The organism is Flavobacterium hankyongi (genome assembly GCF_036840915.1).
In the GTDB taxonomy this organism is placed as follows: Bacteria; Bacteroidota; Bacteroidia; order Flavobacteriales; family Flavobacteriaceae; genus Flavobacterium; species Flavobacterium hankyongi.
In genome coordinates this window covers 2,031,099-2,050,842 of record NZ_CP085725.1, presented here as the reverse complement: position 1 = coordinate 2,050,842, position 19,744 = coordinate 2,031,099, and the positions used below count along the sequence as shown (strand labels likewise).

The 19,744-nt window shown below is 33.3% G+C and carries 18 protein-coding genes; 15 read left to right on the top strand and 3 right to left on the bottom strand.

Going from position 1 to position 19,744, the window contains the following annotated elements; all coding sequences use genetic code 11:
• Nucleotides 1-10: 10 nt before the first annotated feature.
• Entirely contained in the window at nucleotides 11-817 is an 807-nt protein-coding gene (nadE, locus tag LJY17_RS09530; RefSeq protein ID WP_264543598.1) for an NAD(+) synthase, read from the bottom strand.
• Nucleotides 818-919: 102 nt separating this feature from the next.
• Between nadE and gldB the strand changes: the two genes are divergently transcribed.
• Nucleotides 920-1,876 (top strand): gliding motility lipoprotein GldB, encoded by a 957-nt coding sequence (gene gldB, locus LJY17_RS09525; RefSeq protein WP_264543597.1) that lies wholly within the window; start codon nucleotides 920-922, stop codon nucleotides 1,874-1,876.
• Entirely contained in the window at nucleotides 1,876-2,214 is a 339-nt protein-coding gene (gene gldC, locus LJY17_RS09520) for a gliding motility protein GldC (protein ID WP_264543596.1), read from the top strand. The genes gldB and gldC overlap by 1 nt, the downstream gene beginning before the upstream one ends.
• Nucleotides 2,215-2,260: 46 nt before the next feature.
• Here gldC and yihA read toward each other — a convergent pair whose 3' ends face one another.
• A complete protein-coding gene (gene yihA, locus LJY17_RS09515) occupies nucleotides 2,261-2,881 on the bottom strand; it encodes a ribosome biogenesis GTP-binding protein YihA/YsxC (protein WP_264543595.1) in 621 nt (206 codons plus the stop codon).
• 6 nt (nucleotides 2,882-2,887) lie between these two features.
• Entirely contained in the window at nucleotides 2,888-3,658 is a 771-nt protein-coding gene (locus LJY17_RS09510; RefSeq protein WP_264543594.1) for an alpha/beta fold hydrolase, read from the bottom strand.
• A gap of 369 nt (nucleotides 3,659-4,027) precedes the next feature.
• Here LJY17_RS09510 and mraZ point away from each other — a divergent pair, with 369 nt between their 5' ends.
• The 13 genes from mraZ to ftsZ are packed head-to-tail and all read left to right on the top strand — an operon-like array spanning nucleotide 4,028 to nucleotide 19,612.
• Complete coding sequence (gene mraZ / locus LJY17_RS09505; RefSeq protein WP_264543593.1) at nucleotides 4,028-4,501, top strand: division/cell wall cluster transcriptional repressor MraZ; 474 nt, start codon at nucleotides 4,028-4,030, stop codon at nucleotides 4,499-4,501.
• The gene (gene rsmH, locus LJY17_RS09500) at nucleotides 4,476-5,384 is read left to right on the top strand and encodes a 16S rRNA (cytosine(1402)-N(4))-methyltransferase RsmH (RefSeq protein WP_264543592.1); all 909 of its coding nucleotides are present in this window, start codon (nucleotides 4,476-4,478) and stop codon (nucleotides 5,382-5,384) included. Before mraZ ends, rsmH begins: the two co-directional genes overlap by 26 nt.
• Complete coding sequence (locus LJY17_RS09495) at nucleotides 5,381-5,722, top strand: FtsL-like putative cell division protein (RefSeq protein ID WP_264543591.1); 342 nt, start codon at nucleotides 5,381-5,383, stop codon at nucleotides 5,720-5,722. The genes rsmH and LJY17_RS09495 overlap by 4 nt, the downstream gene beginning before the upstream one ends.
• Complete coding sequence (locus LJY17_RS09490) at nucleotides 5,713-7,716, top strand: penicillin-binding protein (protein WP_264543590.1); 2,004 nt, start codon at nucleotides 5,713-5,715, stop codon at nucleotides 7,714-7,716. The genes LJY17_RS09495 and LJY17_RS09490 overlap by 10 nt, the downstream gene beginning before the upstream one ends.
• Nucleotides 7,716-9,176 carry a UDP-N-acetylmuramoyl-L-alanyl-D-glutamate--2,6-diaminopimelate ligase gene (locus LJY17_RS09485; protein ID WP_264543589.1) on the top strand — a complete coding sequence of 487 codons (1,461 nt, stop codon included), beginning with the start codon at nucleotides 7,716-7,718 and terminating at the stop codon, nucleotides 9,174-9,176. The genes LJY17_RS09490 and LJY17_RS09485 overlap by 1 nt, the downstream gene beginning before the upstream one ends.
• 9 nt (nucleotides 9,177-9,185) lie before the next feature.
• Nucleotides 9,186-10,415 carry a phospho-N-acetylmuramoyl-pentapeptide-transferase gene (gene mraY / locus LJY17_RS09480; RefSeq protein WP_264543588.1) on the top strand — a complete coding sequence of 410 codons (1,230 nt, stop codon included), beginning with the start codon at nucleotides 9,186-9,188 and terminating at the stop codon, nucleotides 10,413-10,415.
• 3 nt (nucleotides 10,416-10,418) lie between these two features.
• On the top strand, nucleotides 10,419-11,750 hold the full coding sequence (gene murD, locus LJY17_RS09475; RefSeq protein WP_264543587.1) for a UDP-N-acetylmuramoyl-L-alanine--D-glutamate ligase: 1,332 nt from the start codon (nucleotides 10,419-10,421) through the stop codon (nucleotides 11,748-11,750).
• A 21-nt stretch (nucleotides 11,751-11,771) separates the two neighbouring features.
• Nucleotides 11,772-13,070 (top strand): FtsW/RodA/SpoVE family cell cycle protein, encoded by a 1,299-nt coding sequence (locus LJY17_RS09470; protein ID WP_264543586.1) that lies wholly within the window; start codon nucleotides 11,772-11,774, stop codon nucleotides 13,068-13,070.
• Nucleotides 13,071-13,073: 3 nt separating this feature from the next.
• The gene (gene murG, locus LJY17_RS09465) at nucleotides 13,074-14,168 is read left to right on the top strand and encodes an undecaprenyldiphospho-muramoylpentapeptide beta-N-acetylglucosaminyltransferase (RefSeq protein ID WP_264543585.1); all 1,095 of its coding nucleotides are present in this window, start codon (nucleotides 13,074-13,076) and stop codon (nucleotides 14,166-14,168) included.
• Nucleotides 14,169-14,170: 2 nt separating this feature from the next.
• A complete protein-coding gene (gene murC / locus LJY17_RS09460; RefSeq protein ID WP_264543584.1) occupies nucleotides 14,171-15,511 on the top strand; it encodes a UDP-N-acetylmuramate--L-alanine ligase in 1,341 nt (446 codons plus the stop codon).
• Complete coding sequence (locus LJY17_RS09455; protein ID WP_264543583.1) at nucleotides 15,504-16,229, top strand: cell division protein FtsQ/DivIB; 726 nt, start codon at nucleotides 15,504-15,506, stop codon at nucleotides 16,227-16,229. The genes murC and LJY17_RS09455 overlap by 8 nt, the downstream gene beginning before the upstream one ends.
• 3 nt (nucleotides 16,230-16,232) lie before the next feature.
• Nucleotides 16,233-17,606, top strand: coding sequence for a cell division protein FtsA (ftsA, locus tag LJY17_RS09450; protein ID WP_264543582.1), 1,374 nt, complete (start codon nucleotides 16,233-16,235; stop codon nucleotides 17,604-17,606).
• Nucleotides 17,607-17,647: 41 nt separating this feature from the next.
• A complete protein-coding gene (ftsZ, locus tag LJY17_RS09445) occupies nucleotides 17,648-19,612 on the top strand; it encodes a cell division protein FtsZ (protein ID WP_264543581.1) in 1,965 nt (654 codons plus the stop codon).
• The last annotated feature ends 132 nt before the right edge of the window (nucleotides 19,613-19,744 follow it).

Genomic DNA, 19,744 nt, shown 5'->3' with positions numbered 1-19,744 from the left:
AAGTAATATTTTACTTATAAATTTCAGGTATTATACAAACTGGGATTGGGGTTATTTTGTGTTGATTTATGGTATTAAGTCGTTTGTATATTTCAAATACAATTTTCTCTCTACCTTCAAAATCATTAACGGTTTTTCCTTGTTCCAATTGTGTCATTGCCCATTCTAATTCTTCATAGCTTGCGCCAAGTTGATCTTCGTCGCTTCGGTCATCACCAAATAAGCCATCTGTTGGTGCTGCTTTCAAAATCGAATCAGGGACTTCTAAGTAAGTTGCGAGTTGTCTCACTTCACTTTTTAATAAATCTGCAATTGGACTAAGGTCAACTCCACCATCGCCGTATTTGGTAAAAAAACCAATGCCAAAGTCTTCTACTTTATTTCCTGTTCCTGCAACTAAAAGACCGTGGATTCCGGCAAGATAGTATAAAGTGGTCATGCGTAGACGTGCTCTTGTGTTAGCTAGCGATAAATTGAGTTTTATTTCATCGTTTGTAGTTGGAATTTCGTTTTTTATGCTCTCAAATACAGGGGTTAAATCAACTCTTGTGTCACTCACGTTTGAAAAACGCTTTTTTAGCTGAGCAATATGTTCTTGTGCTCTGTTTACGTGGCTTTGTGCTTGATGTATTGGCATTTCAACACATAAAGTAGTAAGTCCGGTTTGAGCGCATAAACTCGATGTAAGTGCCGAGTCTATTCCGCCGGATATTCCCACAACAAAACCGTTAACTTTTGCGTTTTGAGCATAAGCCTTAAGCCAATTAACGATATGTAGGTTAACTTTTTCAGTATCAAGCTGAGTAATTTTTTGCATAGGCATAAATTCTTTCTAAAACGATGTATATTTGCAAAGGTAATACTTTTGCTTAAAAAAGTGTTCAAAAAAAACGTAAGAAATAAATTACTGTTACAATTCATGAAGAAATTTCTAGTATTTGCTTTAATAGGCATTATTTTAACATCTTGTTCAAAAAACGACAAAATTAAATCAGAAGCCGAAGATATTCCTGTAAGTATAGAGGTAGATAGATATGACAAGGCTTTCTTTGAAACAAAACCTCAAGATCTAAATAAATTAAAATCAAAATATCCTTTCTTTTTTCCTCCTAATGTTTCAGATACAGCGATGGTCGAGAAAATGACTAATCCATTGTGGAGAGAACTTTATAAAGAAGTAGAAAAACGTTATGATAATTTTGATTTAGAAAAAGAAGGAATAGAAGATTTATTCAAATACATAAAATTCTATTATCCTAAAACAAGAACACCTAAAGTTGTGACTTTAATACATGATATGGATCCACAATACAAAGCTATCTATGCGGATAGTCTTGTAGTCATTTCATTAGAGATGTATTTGGGTAAGAATCACAAATTTTATGAGTATCCTGAATATGTAAAGAAAACTTTTGAACCATCTCAAATTTTGCCAGATATTGTTCAAAGCTTTTCTTATGGAAAGGTAAAGCCGCCAATGGAAAGAGATTTCCTGTCTCAATTAGTATATGCAGGAAAGCAACTGTATTTAAAAGATATTTTGTTGCCTGAATATTCAGATGAAGATAAGATATGTTATACAACTGATGAAATAAAGTGGTGTGAAGAGCATGATGTTGATGTTTGGCGATTTTTTGTAGAAGAAAAATTACTGTATAGTACAGATTCTAAATTGATTCCAAAATTTATTGAGCCTGCACCTTTTTCAAAATTCGGATTGACTAACGATAATGAAACTCCAGGACGTGTTGGAGCATGGATAGGATGGCAAATTGTGAGAGCTTTTATGGATAATAATGATGTGCCTCCGCAACAAATGTTCTTAATGGATGCGAAAGAAATATTTCAAAAATCTAAATATAAACCTACTAAGTAATGGCAATAACTAAAACATCAGATATAAAATTTAAAATATCGTTAGATGAAAACCACGTTCCAGAAAAGCTACATTGGACAGCTAAAGATGGAGGTGTTGAAAATGAAGAGGCAAAAGCAATCATGCTTAATGTTTGGGATAGCAAAGCTAAAGAAACAATGCGTATCGATTTATGGACAAAGGATATGCCTGTAGATGAAATGAAAATTTTCTTTCATCAAACTTTAGTTGCCATGGCAGATACTTTTCAACAAGCAACTGCTGATGAGAAAATGAGTGATACCATGCGAGATTTTTGTGATTACTTCGCTGAAAAGCTTGATCTTAAAAAAGAATAAAATAAAAGGCCTTCATTTGAAAGCCTTTTATTATTTATATTATTGTTTAAAGGAAGTCATTACTTTTAAAAATCTGTTGATTAATTTCGTCAATATATTCTAGTACGCTTTCTCGTCCTGTAGCCTCAAGTGATGAGGTAACAAAATGAGGAGGCATTTCTTCCCAGTTATTTGCCAATAATGATTTTCGATAAGCTGCTATACTTTGGTCAATTTTTACACGACTAATTTTATCTGCTTTGGTAAAAATAATACAAAAAGGAACCTCAATTTCTCCTAAATAATTGATGAATTCTAAGTCTATTTTTTGAGCTTCATGACGAATATCAATAAGTATAAAAGCACAAACTAATTGCTCTCTTTTTTCAAAATAATCAGTGATGAATTTTTGAAATACTTCTTTTGTTTTTTTAGAAACACGTGCATAGCCATAACCTGGTAAATCAACTAAAAACCAATTGCTATTTATCTTAAAGTGGTTTATTAATTGTGTCTTACCTGGTCTTGCAGATGTTTTTGCCAAATTTTTATGATTGGTCAACATGTTGATTAAAGATGATTTGCCAACATTTGACCTCCCGATAAATGCATATTCTGGCAAACGCTCTAAAGGACATTTGCTTACATCAGAATTACTTATAATAAATTCGGCTGTATTTACTTTCATTATGCTTTATACTTTGTGTTCGGCTTTTGTTTCAAGCCATTCTTCTAAAATTTTATTAAACTCATCTGGGTGTTCCATCATGGCTGCATGACCACACTTGTCTATCCAATATAAAGATGAATTTGGTAATAATCTATGAAATTCTTCAGCTACATCTGGTGGTGTTACTTTGTCTTGTTTTCCCCAAATAATGCCTGTTGGGACATGCATTTTAGGTAAATCTTTGGCCATGTTATGACGAATTGCACTTTTGGCAATCGTAAGTGTTTTAATTAACTTAATTCGATCGTTTACTGTTGCGTATACGTCGTCAATAATTTCTGGTGTGGCTACATCAGGATTGTAAAAAACATCTTGTGCTTTTTTCTTTATGTACTCATAATCACCACGTTTTGGATAACTGTCACCCATGGCACTTTCGTATAAACCAGAGCTTCCAGTAATTACTAAACCGCAAACTTTTTCAGGGTACATTTTTGTGAAGTATAAAGCAATATGGCCTCCAAGAGAATTTCCAAGAAGAATCACTCGATTAAACCCTTTGTAATTGATAAAGTTTTTTACATAAACTGCAAATGACTTTACATTAGTTTTTAAAATATTTTGAGTATACAAAGGCAATTGTGGAATTACAACTTTATAACCTTTGCTTGGAAAATAATTAGCAACTCCATCAAAATTACTCAATCCGCCCATTAATCCGTGTAAGATAATAATCGGTGTTCCTTCACCTGCCTCAAAATATTCGTATTTACCGTCTTTTATTAAGTTACTCACTTTGATTATTTGATATGGTTTATTAGGCAAATATAGGATTAAAATACGAATTACATTTTTTGAATGTTTTTCAATTTTAAATGTTGATAAGTTAAGTGTTTAATTGTCAGTTGTATGCAAGATGTTTTTTAGGGTTTAAATTTTAAAAAAAATCAAATATATATTTTAATTAATGTATTTTTTTGCGAATAATTTCTTAAAATGAAAAAAACGCACACAAAAATCCCCTAAACTTATAAAAAAAGGTTTTTTAAAATGGTTCTTTTTAAACTGAAAATGGTAAAACTTATCAACAAAGTGGTAATTAGTGGTAAAATGTGGTAAATTATTTTCTACATTTGTACAGTATCATATAAAAACTGTAACTGCTTGAATACCATTGTTGGAACATATGAATGTAAGGCTGATTCTAAGGGAAGGCTAATGCTGCCTGTAGCTTTGAAGAATCAGTTGAATTCATCGTTGCAGGAAGGTTTCGTTTTAAAGCGCTCAGTTTTTCAGCAATGTCTTGAATTGTATCCAATGGCTGAGTGGAATATAATGATGCAAAAAATAAATAAACTTAATAGGTTTAATAAAAAGCATAACGATTTCATCCGTCGATTTACTGTTGGTGTAAGAATGGTGGAGATAGATTCAACTGGTCGATTATTGGTTCCAAAAGATTTAGCAGTTTTTGCATCTATAAATGGTAATCTTGTATTGTCTTCGGCAATAAATATTATTGAGATATGGGATAAAGATTTGTATGAAAAAGCAGTAGATGATTCTGAAATTGATTTTGCAGATTTGGCTGAAGAGGTAATGGGTAACACAAATGATGATGACAATGGAATATCATAATCCTGTTTTGTTGAAAGAGACGGTTGATGGTTTAAATATTAAGCCTGACGGAGTATATGTTGATGTGACGTTTGGTGGTGGAGGTCACTCAAGAGGGATATTGTCTCGTTTGGGAGAGAATGGAAAATTGTTCGCTTTTGATCAGGATGAAGATGCTTGGCAAAATGCAATTGATGATCCTAGATTTGTGTTGATAAAAGAAAATTTTAGATACATAAAAAGGTTCTTAAGATTTAATGGGGTAAAATTTGTTGATGGAATTTTAGGTGATCTTGGAGTTTCGTCTCATCAGTTTGATGTTCCTGAAAGAGGTTTTTCTACTCGTTTTGATGCAGAACTTGATATGCGAATGAGTAAGCGAAACGAGTTAAGTGCATATAGAGTTGTGAACGAATATGATGATAAAAATCTACGTCGTATTTTTTTAGAATATGGAGAGCTTAAAAATGCAGCTGCACTTGCAAGAACAATAGTTGAGGAAAGAGAGAAAGAAGCTATTGTTAATACAGAGGATTTAAAACAAGTATTGAGTCGTTTTTTGCCTGGGCACAAGGCTAATAAAATTTTAGCTCAAATATATCAGGCAATCCGAATAGAGGTTAATCAGGAAATGGAAGTGCTTAAAGAGTTTTTGGAACAAACAAATGAAATTCTAAATCCAGGAGGCCGATTGAGTGTTATCTCATATCATTCACTAGAAGATAGATTGGTTAAACGATTTATAAAAAACGGAATGTTTGAAGGAGAACCAGAACGAGATTTTTATGGAAGATTTGAAGTTCCTTTTAAGAATATAGGAAAGCTAATTGTTCCGACAGAAGAAGAAATTGCAGTGAATAATCGTGCTAGAAGTGCTAAACTAAGAATCGCTGAAAAATTATGAAAAACAAGTTTTACAGCATATTAAAAGCAAGATTTCTAGTCAATGAGGATGCAACAAAAAATTGGGGATTCATTGTCTTTTTAATTTTTCTGGCAATCATAATGATTGCAAATACGCACAGTTATGAAAAAAAAGTATATCAAATAGCTGAGCTAACAAATGAAGTGAAAGAGTTAAGGTCTGAGTTTGTTGATAGAAGATCTGAACTCATGAAAATAAAAATGGAATCAACTGTAGCAGAAGAAATGATTGAAAAAGAAATTTTTCCTTCATCGGTTCCACCCAAAAAAATAAAAGTAGCAAAAGAAAAATCAGCTTGGGATAAGCTATGGGAGTAGAAAATAGAAACATATTAAACCGTATCTATATAGTTGCATTGGTTGTTTTTATCATGGTAACGGCGGTAGGCATCAAGCTCACTAATATACAGTGGGTAGAAGGTGACTATTATCGTAAACTGGCAAAAGAAAGAACCATTAAAAATTTTGTTATTCCCGCAAATAGAGGCAATGTGTATTCTTCAGATGGAAGTTTGTTAGCAACTTCAATTCCTGAGTATACTATCCGTTTCGATGCTTTGGCACCTTCTCAAGAAAATTTCGATAACAATATCAAACAGTTGTCTGACTCTTTACAAAAGTTGCTAAAAAATAAATCAGCATTCACTTATTTAAACGAGTTTAGAAAAGCCAGAGCAAACAAAAATAGATATTTCTTAGTAGCTCGCGATTTAAGTTATACGCAATACATGGCCATTAAAGGTTTTCCGCTTTTTAATCTTGGAGCCTATAAAGGAGGAATGATAACTGAACAAAAAACAGTTAGAGAACATCCTATTGGGAAAATAGCTAAAAGAACGATAGGTTACGAGCGATATGATGAAAATGGGAAATTATTACCAGTTGGTATTGAAGGTGCGTTTAGTCAATATCTAAATGGGACGGATGGTAAAATTTTAAAGCAAAAAATAGCCAAAGGTCAATGGAAACCTATTCACGATAATAATGAAATTGAACCTAGAGATGGTTATGATATTGTTTCCACAATAGATGTTTATGTTCAGGATATTGCACATCATGCATTATTGAAGCAATTACAGGATTATGAAGCAGATCATGGTTGTGTCGTAGTAATGGAAACAAAAACTGGAGCAGTTAAAGCTATCTCTAATTTAGGAAGAGACAAAGATGGCTCTTACTATGAAACTATTAATTACGCAATTGCTGAATCACAAGAGCCAGGGTCTACATTTAAGTTGATTGATTTAATTGCTCTTTTGGATGATGAAAAAGTAGATACTAGTAAAGTTTATGATTCAAAAGGAGGAGATATTGTTTATAAAGGACGTCATGTACGTGATTCACATGAAGGAGGATATGGTAAAATATCGTTGGGAAGAGGATTTGAAGTTTCTTCAAATACAGTTTTAGTCCAGGCAGTTTACGAGAACTACAAAAATAACCCAAAAGAATTTGTTGACAGAATTAATGGTCTTGGTTTAAACAAACCACTAGGATTACCATTTAAAGGAGAAGGGATTCCTAAAATACCACAACCTGGTCAAAAAGGCTGGAGTGGGATCTCCTTGCCTTGGATGGCTTTTGGATACGGTGTTTCTGTAACTCCATTGCAAACATTAACATTGTATAATGCTATTGCAAATAATGGAGAAATGGTTAAACCTATGTTTGTTCAGGAGGTTAAAGAATGGAATAAAACCATTAAGAAATTCGACAAGCAAGTAATTAATCCAAGTATTTGTTCTGATGAAACACTTAAAAAAGTGCAAGCAGTGCTTAAAAATGTTGTTAAAAGAGGAACAGGTTCTAAGTTATATTCTAAAGATTTTTCAATGGCAGGAAAAACAGGAACTGCACAGGTAAATTATCATAAAGGTGACGACCATATGTATTATGCTTCTTCATTTGCAGGATATTTTCCAGCCGAAAATCCTAAATATTCTTGTATTGTAGTGGTACATAAGCCAAATACATCAAAAAACAATTATTATGGTGCCGATGTTGCTGGGCCAGTTTTTAAAAGAATTGCTCAAAAGGTTTTTACAGATGTACCATCAACAAACGAAGTGAAAACTTTAAAGAAAAAGTTTAAAGATCAAGAAGGTAATTATTATGCTTATAACACTAAGTTGAATAAAAAGCCTTCGGTAATCCCTAATTTAAAAGGGATGGCTGGCATGGATGCAGTCGCATTGCTTGAAAATTTAGGAATGAAAGTTAAAGCAATTGGAATTGGTAAAGTAAAAAAACAATCTATTTTGCCAGGACAGCCAATTATCAAAAATAATACTATAACACTAGAATTGTCATAATGAAACTTAAAGAGGTTTTATATAAGGTTGCTATCGAAGCGGTGCATGGCTCAACAGAAGTTGAGGTAAACGCTATTCATTTTGATTCTAGAAAAATTGAAAAAGATGATGTTTTTGTGGCTATCAAAGGAACAGTTTCAGATGGTCATGATTTCATAGATAAAGCAATCTCACTTGGAGCATCGGTAATTGTTTGCCAAGAATTACCTAAGAATGTTTTATCGCAAATTGTTTATGTAGTTGTTAATGATACAAATGAAGCATTAGCACATTTAGCCAATAACTATTATGATAATCCATCTTCAAAATTGCAGCTTATTGGTGTAACTGGAACTAATGGGAAAACTACTATTGCCTCTCTTTTATATCAATTGTTTAAAAAAGCGGGTTATAAAGTTGGTTTGCTTTCAACAGTTAAGATTTTAGTTGATGAGGTTGAGTATAAAGCTACTCACACAACACCAGATTCTTTAACCATCAATTATTATATGAATGAAATGGTTGAAGCTGGTTGTGAATATTGTTTTATGGAAGTGAGCTCACACGGAATACATCAAAAAAGAACTGAAGCACTTGATTTTAAAGGAGGAGTGTTTACGAATCTTTCACACGATCACTTAGACTATCATCCAACGTTTGCTGAGTATAGAGATGTGAAGAAATCATTTTTTGATCATTTGCCAAAATCAGCTTTCGCTATAACTAATATCGATGACAAGAATGGTGCGGTGATGATTCAAAATACGCAGGCTAAAAAATTAACCTATGCTTTAAAAACATATGCTGATTATAAAGCGATAATTCTTGAAAACCAATTGTCTGGACTACAGTTAAAAATTAATGATCAAGAAGTTTGGACACGTCTTATAGGAAATTTTAATGCTTACAATTTATTGGCAATTTATGCTGTTGCAATAGAATTAGGGATAGAAAAAATTGAGGCACTTCGTTTACTTTCTGAATTAGAAAGCGTTTCGGGAAGATTCCAGTATATAGTTTCGGAAGGGAAAATCACTGCTGTTGTAGATTATGCCCATACACCAGATGCCTTAGAAAATGTATTGAATACAATAAATGACATCAGAACTAAAAATGAAAAGCTAATCACTATTGTGGGTTGTGGAGGAGATAGAGATAGAACCAAAAGACCTATAATGGCTAAAATAGCTACAGAACTTAGTGATAAAGTAGTTATCACATCTGATAACCCAAGAACAGAAGATCCGCAAGCGATAATTGATGAAATGGAAGCAGGAATTAGTGCTGAAAATTTCAAAAAATACGTTTCGATTTTAGATAGAAAACAAGCAATTAAAACAGCTTGTCAAATGGCTGAAGCAAACGATATTATTGTAATAGCAGGTAAAGGACATGAAACATATCAGGAAATTAATGGTGTTCGCCATGATTTTGACGATATGAAAATTGTAAAAGAAATATTAGAACAACTTAACAAATAATTATAGAGTATGTTATACTATTTATTTGAGTATTTAGATAAAACGCTAGACGTTCCAGGAACTGGGGTTTTCCAGTACATCACTTTTAGATCGGCTTTGGCGATTATCATGTCATTGTTGTTGTCTACAATTTATGGTAAAAGAGTGATTGGGTTTTTAAGACGTCAGCAAATTGGAGAAACAGTTCGTGAATTAGGCTTAGAAGGGCAAACTCAAAAGGCTGGTACACCAACTATGGGCGGAATAATTATTATTTTTTCTACCCTTATTCCAGTTTTTTTACTTGCTAAATTGAATAACATCTATGTTATCTTGTTGATTGTTTCAATGTTATGGATGGGACTTATTGGTTTCTTGGACGACTATATCAAAGTATTCAAAAAAGATAAGGAAGGATTAAAAGGTATCTTTAAAGTTATTGGGCAAGTTGGCTTGGGAGTCATTGTTGGAGCGACGTTGTATTTTCATCCAGGTGTAACGGTAAGAAAAGATACTCAGTCTGCAAAAATTGTAGTAAATGCTGCTCAAAATACTATTAATCCAGTATCGTTACAAGAAAAATCGACTGCTACAACAATTCCTTTCTTTAAGAATAATGAATTTGATTATGCCGAATTATTAGCATGGACTGGTGATGGATATGAGAATTGGGCTTGGTTAGTATTTATACCTATCGTAATTTTTATTATTACTGCAGTATCAAATGGAGCAAATTTAACCGATGGTATTGATGGTCTCGCGGCCGGTACCTCGGCAATATCCGTAATTGCACTTGGAGTATTCACTTTTGTTTCGGGTAATATCATGTTCTCGAATTATCTGAATATAATGTTTATTCCAAACTCGGGAGAAATGACCGTGTTTATTGCTGCATTTGTTGGAGCTTTGGTTGGGTTTTTATGGTACAATAGTTATCCAGCAGCAGTTTTTATGGGTGACACAGGGAGTTTAACCATTGGTGGAGTTATTGCGGTTTTAGCTATTGCAGTTCGTAAAGAAATGCTTATTCCGGTAATATGTGGAATATTCTTAGCCGAAAACTTATCGGTTGTTTTACAGGTAGCTTATTTTAAATATACTAAGAAAAAATACGGTGAAGGGCGACGCATTTTTTTAATGTCTCCCTTGCATCATCATTATCAGAAAAAAGGATACCACGAAAGCAAAATTGTTACCCGTTTTTGGATCGTAGGAATTTTATTGGCCATAGTATCAATTGTAACCCTAAAATTAAGATAATATATGAGATTAGTAGTTTTAGGAGGAGGTGAGAGTGGCGTAGGAACAGCCATTTTAGGGAAAAAGAAAGGATATGATGTGTTTGTATCTGATTTTGGAAAAATTAAAAATAATTATAAAGAAATATTACTGTTGCATAAAATCAAATTTGAAGATGAAAAACATTCAGAAGATTTGATTCTCAATGCAGATGTAGTGATGAAAAGTCCAGGGATTCCTGATAAAGTGCCAATCATCAAAAAAATTATAGAAAAAAATATTCCAATTGTTTCTGAGATCGAATTTACAAATCAGTTTACTGATGCGGTAACAATAGGAATAACAGGAAGTAATGGTAAAACAACAACAACAATGTTGACGTATCATTTGCTAAAACAAGGAGGGTTGAATGTTGGTTTGGCTGGAAATATTGGTAAAAGTTTTGCTTGGCAGGTCTCAGAAGGAAAATATGATACGTATGTTTTGGAGTTGAGTAGTTTTCAGCTTGACGGAATAGAAACTTACAAGCCGCACATTGCAATTATTACGAATATAAGCCCAGATCATTTAGACAGATACGAGTACAAATATGAAAAATACATTGCTTCAAAATTTAGAATAACCATGAATCAAACAGAAGAAGATTTCTTGATTTATGATGCAGATGACGAAGCAATAACGAACTGGCTTAAAAACAACAGTACAAGAGCCAAACTGATTCCATTTTCTATTTCAAAACCATTAGATTTTGGAGCTTTTTTAGAAGAAAACAATATTAAAATAAATACGACAAACGAGAATTTCGATATGCCAACATCACAATTATCACTAGAAGGAAAGCACAATGTTAAAAATGCTATGGCAGCTGCAACAGTTGCTCAGCTATTAAAAATTAGAAAAGATACCATTCGTGAAAGTCTTTCTGATTTTCAGGGTGTAGAGCACAGATTGGAAAAAGTGCTTAAAATTCAAAATGTGCAGTATATCAATGATTCTAAAGCAACAAATGTTAATGCAACTTTTTTCGCTTTAGATAGTATGACAACACCTACGATTTGGATTGTTGGTGGAGTTGATAAAGGAAATGATTATACCGAATTATTGTCGTTAGTTAATGAAAAAGTAAAGGCAATCATTTGCTTAGGCGTTGATAATGCAAAGATTATCGAGACTTTTGCAGATGTTGTTGATGTATTGGTTGAAACAACAAATATGAACGATGCTGTGAAACAAGCATACAGAATTGCCGAAAAAGGAGATACAGTATTGTTATCGCCAGCTTGTGCAAGTTTCGATTTGTTTGAAAATTACGAAGACAGAGGTCGTCAATTTAAACAAGCAGTACAAAATTTATAAGCGTTTAGCTAAAATAGAGTAATGAAAACACTGATACATAATTTAAAAGGAGATAAGGTTATTTGGGCCATGGTAGCACTATTGGCGCTTATTTCTTTTATTCCAGTGTATAGTGCTAGTAGTAATTTAGCATATCAAAAACATGGTACTGGAAATACCTTGGTTTATTTAGTAAAACATCTTGTTCATTTGTCTGCAGGATTCTGGATTATGTATCAAGTACAAAAAGTACCTTATCATTATTTTAGAAGTCTGTCACGAGTTTTATTGCCATTTGCTTGGACGCTACTAATTTATGCGATGGTAAAAGGAACAGTGATTGAAGGGGCTAATGCTAGTAGATGGGTTACCGTTCCCTTAGTTGGAATTTCGTTCCAGCCATCCACATTTGCGGGGATGATTATGTTTCTTTTTGTGGCTAGATATTTGTCTAAAACTGAAATAGAAGATATGACTTTCCAGAAATCTTTTGTGGAATTGTGGATACCTGTCTTTATTACATTGGCACTTATTTTACCGTCTAACTTTTCAACTACTGCATTGATATTCTCAATGATTTTGATGTTAACGTTTGTTGGAAATTATCCTATAAAAAACATAGCAATAATTGTTGGAATGGGTGTGGTGTCTTTTGCATTTTTTATTTTGGTTGCCAAAGCATTCCCTAATGCTTTTCCAAATCGTGTAGACACTTGGATAAGTCGAATTGATAATTTTACTTCTGATACTAAAGATACGGATGATGATTACCAAATTGAAAAAGCAAAAACGGCAATTGCAACAGGAGGAGTATATGGATTGGGACCAGGAAAAAGTGTACAGAAAAACTTTTTGCCACAGTCTTCTTCCGATTTTATTTTTGCAATTATTGTAGAAGAATTAGGGCTTTTTGGTGCATTCTTCATCATAACCATATATTTGATTTTGTTTGTAAGATTCATTATAGCATCTTACAAGGCGCCAACAATTTTTGGTAAACTGGTAGTTGTGGGCTTAGGATTTCCAGTTGTTTTTCAGGCTTTTATTAATATGGGAGTTGCGGTAGAACTATTGCCTACAACAGGACAAACATTACCATTGATTAGTAGTGGAGGAACATCAATCTGGATGACGTGTGCTGCGTTAGGTGTTATTTTAAATGTAACAAAGAAAGAAGAGGAGATAGCTCAGGAAAATCTTGAAAAACAAAAAAGAGAAGAAGCATTACAGCGAATCATAGATAGAGAATTAAATGAAGAAATTAAAGCTGAAGAAGAAATTAATGAAGATTATTCAATAGAAGAATTGAACAATCCTATGAATGCTGTTTTAAACAAATAAGAAATGAAAGAAAATCCAAAATTCATAATCAGCGGAGGAGGTACAGGTGGACATATTTATCCAGCCATAGCCATAGCTAATGAGATAAAGTCTCGTTACCCAAAAGCTGACATTCTTTTTGTAGGAGCGAGCGATAAAATGGAAATGCAAAAAGTTCCTCAAGCAGGCTATTCTATTAAGGGTCTGTGGATTACAGGTGTTCAACGAAAATTAACATTGCAAAATGCGATGTTTCCGTTAAAATTGGCCTCAAGTTTGATGAAGTCATTCGGAATTATTAAAAGTTTTAAACCTGATGTGGTTGTTGGAACTGGAGGTTTTGCTAGTGGAGCGGTTTTAAAAGTAGCTTCAATGTTGGGAATTCCAACAGTGATTCAAGAACAAAATTCATATCCAGGAATCACAAATAAATTGCTGAGTAAGAAAGCAAACAAAATTTGTGTGGCTTATGAAAACTTGGAACGATTTTTTCCAAAAGAGAATATGATTTTAACTGGCAATCCAGTTCGTCAGGATTTGCTCTCAGTTAATGATAAAAAGCAAGAAGCTCAGGAATATTTTAAGCTTGATGCTTCTAAAAAAACACTATTGATTTTGGGAGGAAGTCTTGGAGCAAGAAGAATCAACCAATTAATTGCAAAAGAAGTAGATTGGTTATTGTTACAAGGAGTTCAAATTATTTGGCAATGTGGTAAGTTGTATTTTGAAGAATACAAACATTTTAATGATATAGCAGATGTTCAAGTATTGGCTTTTATAGATAGAATGGATTTGGTATATGCTGCTGCAGATGTTGTAATATCACGTTCGGGAGCTTCATCGGTATCCGAATTGTGTTTAGTAAGCAAGCCAGTAATTTTTATTCCATCGCCAAATGTTGCTGAAGACCATCAAACAAAAAACGCACAAGCCATTGTAGATAAACACGGTGCTATTCTATTAAAAGAAAAAGAATTAGATGAACAATTCGAAGTTGTTTTTGAAGCTTTATTAAATGATGAAGGAAAGCAACAGAGCTTAAGCGAAAATATAAAAGCATTGGCTATGCCAAATGCAACTAAACAAATTGTTGACGAGATATTAAAATTGGTTAAATAGAAATGAATTTAAATCAAATACATAACGTCTATTTTATAGGAATCGGAGGGATTGGAATGAGTTCTTTGGCGCGTTATTTCAAATTCATCGGGAAAGAAGTAATGGGTTACGATAAGACTCCAACAATGCTAACTGATGATCTGATTGCAAGTGGTATTGATATTCATTTTGAAGATGATATTGAAAGTATCCCTTCTTCATGTACTCCAGACAACACTTTGGTTGTGTATACGCCAGCAATAAAACAACTTTCAGAGTGGGATTATTTTAAAGAAAATGGATTCATTATCAAAAAGCGTGCAGAGGTTTTAGGAATCATCACCAAGGATACTTTTTGTTTTGCAGTGGCAGGAACACATGGTAAAACAACAACTTCAAGTATTTTAGGACATGTTTTGTATGAAAGTGGCTTAGATGTTACAGCTTTTTTAGGAGGAATTGTAGAAAATTATAATTCAAATTTAATTGGTTCTGGTAAAACAATTACTGTAGTTGAAGCCGATGAATTTGATAGATCTTTTTTACATTTGCACCCCAATATTGCATGTATAACTTCAATGGATGCTGATCATCTCGATATCTATGGTGATGATGCTTCTATAAAAGCTTCTTTCAAAGAATTCGCTGATAAAGTTGAGGATAAAAATAATTTATTTGTAATCAATGGTTTACCTCTTGATGGAATAACTGTGGGGATAAATGATGATTCAAAATTTGTTGCACATAATATTAGAATCATTGATGGATGGTATGTTTTTGATGTAAAAACACCAACCGAAGAAATAAAAGATATAAAATTTGGATTACCAGGAAAGCACAACTTAACCAACGCGTTGCTTGCTTTGGCCATGGCTCGAACTTACGGAACCCCAACCGATTCCATTGTCAAAGCGTTAGCAACATTTAAAGGAGTAAAACGTCGTTTTTCATTCCAGATTCGTAAACCGGATTTTGTGTATATCGATGATTATGCACACCATCCAACCGAGATAAATGCGGTACATCAAGCGGTTCGTGAATTGTATCCGGGTAAAAAAGTGTTGGCTGTTTTTCAGCCACATTTATTCAGTAGAACTAAGGATTTTGCTGATGATTTTGCAAAAAGTTTGTCTCAATTTGACGAAGTGTTATTGATGGAAATTTATCCTGCACGTGAGTTGCCTATGCAAGGAATTACTTCGCAATGGTTGCTGAATAAAATGGATAATCCAAATAAAAAATTAATTCAAAAAGAAGAATTGATTTCATTGTTAAAAGATTCAGATGCTCCTGTAATTGTAACAATTGGTGCAGGTGATGTGGGCGAAATGGTGCCAGAAATTAAAAAAGCATTAGATGCATAAAAATTGGTTAATAAATATTCAACTGATTGCCATTTTTGGAGTGGTAATTTTTCTGTATTCGTTTACTTCAAAAAGAAACGAACAAAGAAAAATTTCTAAACCAGACATCGAATTTGTGAATTCAAATAGCCCATTTGTGACGCATGAAATGGTTAATAAGTTGTTGATAGAAAATTTTGGAGGCTCTTCCAGTATTAAAAAAGAAGATTTAGATTTGAAGCATATAGAGCAAACTATCAATAAACACAGCATGATAGACAATTCTGAAGTGTATGTGAGTGTTGATGGTAAGTTAAAAACCATAGTAAAACAAAAGACCCCAATCGCTAGAGTTTTTAATAATTATTCTTCTTTTTATATTGATTATAAAGGGGATAGGATGCCGCTTTCAAGTAATTTTAGTGCCAGAGTGCCCCTTGTTTATGGTGATGTAGATAAAGCCTTAGATAAGAACTTTGTTGCATTGTTAAAAAAGATTTATTCTGATGATTTTTTGAAAAAAAATATCATTGGTATGACGATTAACGACGACGGAAGCATCACAATGAAGAATAGAAATTATAGTTATGATATAATTTTCGGCAGAACCATTCACATGGAAAGAAAGTTTGATAATTATAAAGCATTTTTTCAAAAAGCAGTACAAGACACATTGATTAATTCGTATTCGAAAATTAATTTAAAGTTTACCAAACAAGTGGTTTGTACAAAAGAATAGAGTATGGAAAGAGAGAATATAGCAGTAGGACTTGACATAGGAACAACAAAGATTGTTGCTATGATAGGTAAGAAAAATGAGTATGGAAAGCTAGAAATTTTAGGCGTTGGTAAGTCTAAAAGTCTCGGTGTGGCTAGAGGTGTGGTAAATAACATTACACAAACTATCCAGTCTATTCAGGAAGCAATTGCGCTTGCTGAAGAAGATTCAGGTTTTAAAATTAAAGACGTTGTAGTTGGTATTGCTGGACAACATATCCGTAGTATTCAACACAGCGATTACATTTCTAGATCTAATCCAGAAGAAGTAATTAGTGAAAAAGACATCGATGTGTTAATTGGTCAAGTTCAAAAACTTGCGATGTTACCAGGAGAAGAGATTATCCATGTATTGCCTCAGGAATTTAAAATAGACGGTCAGTCTGAAATAAAAGAACCAATTGGTATGTATGGAGGCCGACTTGAGAGTAGCTTCCATGTAGTAGTTGGTCAAGCATCATCAATTAGAAATGTTGGTAGATGTATTAAAAGCGCTGGTTTAGATTTGTCAGGTTTAACATTAGAACCTTTAGCTTCTGCTGATGCAGTTTTAAGTCAAGAAGAAAAAGAAGCAGGAGTTGCCTTAATCGATATAGGTGGTGGAACTACTGATTTGGCAATTTTCAAAGATGGTATTATTCGTCATACAGCGGTTGTGCCATTTGGAGGTAATGTAATTACTGAAGATATTAAAGAAGGCTGTTCAATAATTGAAAAGCAAGCCGAATTATTGAAAGTAAAGTTTGGTTCTGCTTGGCCGGGAGAAAATAAAGACAATGAAATTGTTTCTATTCCTGGATTAAGAGGAAGAGATCCAAAAGAAATCTCATTAAAAAACCTTTCAAAAATAATTCATGCTCGTGTGGTAGAAATTATCGAACAAATTTATACAGAGATAAAAGCGTACGGTCATGAAGATCCTCGCAAAAAATTAATTGCAGGAATTGTTTTAACTGGAGGAGGTTCACAATTAAAACACATAAAACAATTGGTAGAGTACATTACAGGAATGGATACAAGAATTGGATACCCTAATGAGCATTTAGCAGGGAATTCCAATGAAGAAATTTCGAGTCCGCTATATGCAACTGCCGTTGGTTTAGTAATGAATAGCGTTCGTAATAATACTATGAGTGCCATTCCTCAAGATAATTATGTTCCAGAGCCTGTTTTGGTGCAAAAACCAAGTATGGAGGAACAACAATTAATTCAGCAAGAAGCCGAAAGGGTTATAGAAGAGGTAAATTCTGCTTCTAAATCGACTGAAACAACGATTAGAAAATCGTTTTTTGACAGATACATTGATAAGATTAAAGATTTTTTAGATAACGCAGAGTAATCTGAGTTATCACAAGTAACACAAAATAAAAACCAAATAGTATGGAAAGCAACTCAGAATTTGGAAGCATCTCTTTCGATTTACCTAAAAATCAATCGAACGTGATAAAAGTTATCGGAGTAGGTGGTGGAGGTAGCAATGCTATTAATCACATGTTCAAGCAAGGTATTAAAGGAGTAGACTTTATCGTTTGTAATACTGACTCACAAGCATTACAAAACAGTCCTGTGCCTAATAAAATTCAGTTGGGTGTAAGCCTTACAGAAGGTTTAGGAGCTGGTGCAAATCCTGATGTGGGGCAACAGGCTGCACTTGAAAGTATCGAGGATATCGAGAAAATGCTTGACAGCAATACTAAAATGGTTTTCATTACAGCAGGTATGGGTGGTGGTACCGGTACTGGAGCTGCGCCAGTTATTGCTCAATTAGCAAAAGAAAGAGAAATTCTTACTGTAGGTATTGTTACAATACCTTTCCAGTTTGAAGGAAAAATTCGTTCTGAACAAGCTTTATTGGGGGTTGAAAAGCTTAGAAGACAAGTTGATTCACTTATCGTAATCAATAATAATAAATTAAGAGAGGTTTATGGGAATCTTGGATTCAAAGCAGGTTTCTCAAAAGCTGATGAAGTATTAGCAACTGCATCTCGCGGTATTGCAGAAGTTATTACACATCACTATACTCAAAATATCGACTTGAAAGATGCTAAAACAGTACTTTCAAATTCAGGTACTGCAATAATGGGTTCGGCTGTTGCTGAAGGAGTAAACAGAGCTAAAGATGCTATCGTTTCAGCTTTGGACTCACCTTTATTGAATGATAATAAAATTGCAGGTGCTAAAAACGTATTGTTGCTTATCGTTTCTGGTACTAACGAAATTACTATCGATGAAATTGGTGAAATTAATGATCATATTCAGGCCGAAGCTGGTTTCAATGCAAATATAATTATGGGGGTTGGTGAAGACGAAACTCTTGGAGATTCTATTGCAGTTACCATAATTGCAACTGGTTTTTGTGTAGAACAACAAGCAGAGATTGTAAATACTGAGCCTAAAAAAATCATTCACGCTTTAGAAGATGAGCAAAAGTTAGTGCATAATTTAACTCAAAAATTTGAAGCTAAAGGATTCGATTTTTCATTAAATATGCCATCAGCTACACCAGTTGTTGATCAGGCTCCTATTATTGAAGATAAAATTGTATTTTCTTTAGAAGGAGATGTTGCTACGCCAGATTTAGTAGAACCTTATTTTACAATGGATTTGGTTCCTACAACTGAGTTTATAAAAAATTTAGATGTTACTTTCGAGATAGTTTCGGCGAATCAAGTAAAAGAAAACGATTTCTATTTTACGCCACCAGAAGTAAAGGAAATTGAAGTTGTAGATCCTAAATTCTTTATCAAAGAAGAAGATCAATTTTCATTAACATTTGATTTGCCAATTGCTCAAAAAGAAGAAACTGTAAATACAGATAAGTTAATTTTCGATTTAACCAATGAAATTAAAGATATAAGAGTAAATGAAGCAGTAGAGTTTGTTCCAGTTACCGAAGTTACTCAAAACGGTGTGATTCGTCATTCATTAGAAGAGTATATGGAGGTTGAAAATCAATTTGCTCAAGCAAAAAAAGTAGAGCCAGTAATTGAAAAAACTCCAGAGGAACTTAATATTACAATGAAGCAAGTGGAACCAGTTACACAGCAACTAGTTTCAAATCCTACTTACGACATTAACTCACCAGTAGAAATGTCAATTGAGGATTCATTGAAGTTAAGAGCAGAAGAGCGTCGACGTAAAATGAAGGAATTCAATTATAAGTTTCACAATAATGCAGCTCGAGTAGACGAGTACGAAAAAGTACCGGCTTATAAAAGAATGGGGATTGATGTAACAAACAATCCAGTAGATAATAATAGATCAAGAATGTCTCTTGGTTTAGATAGTAACGACGATGTTCAGTTACGTTCTAACAATTCATTCTTACACGATAATGTAGATTAACTATTTCAAACCAAACCTATGTAACCCGAAATTTCTGCTGATTTTTCGGGTTATTTTTTTAATTTCGCATATCCAAAAAATCAATACAATAACTTTTAGAAATCATATTCTAAAAACTAATACCTAATATCA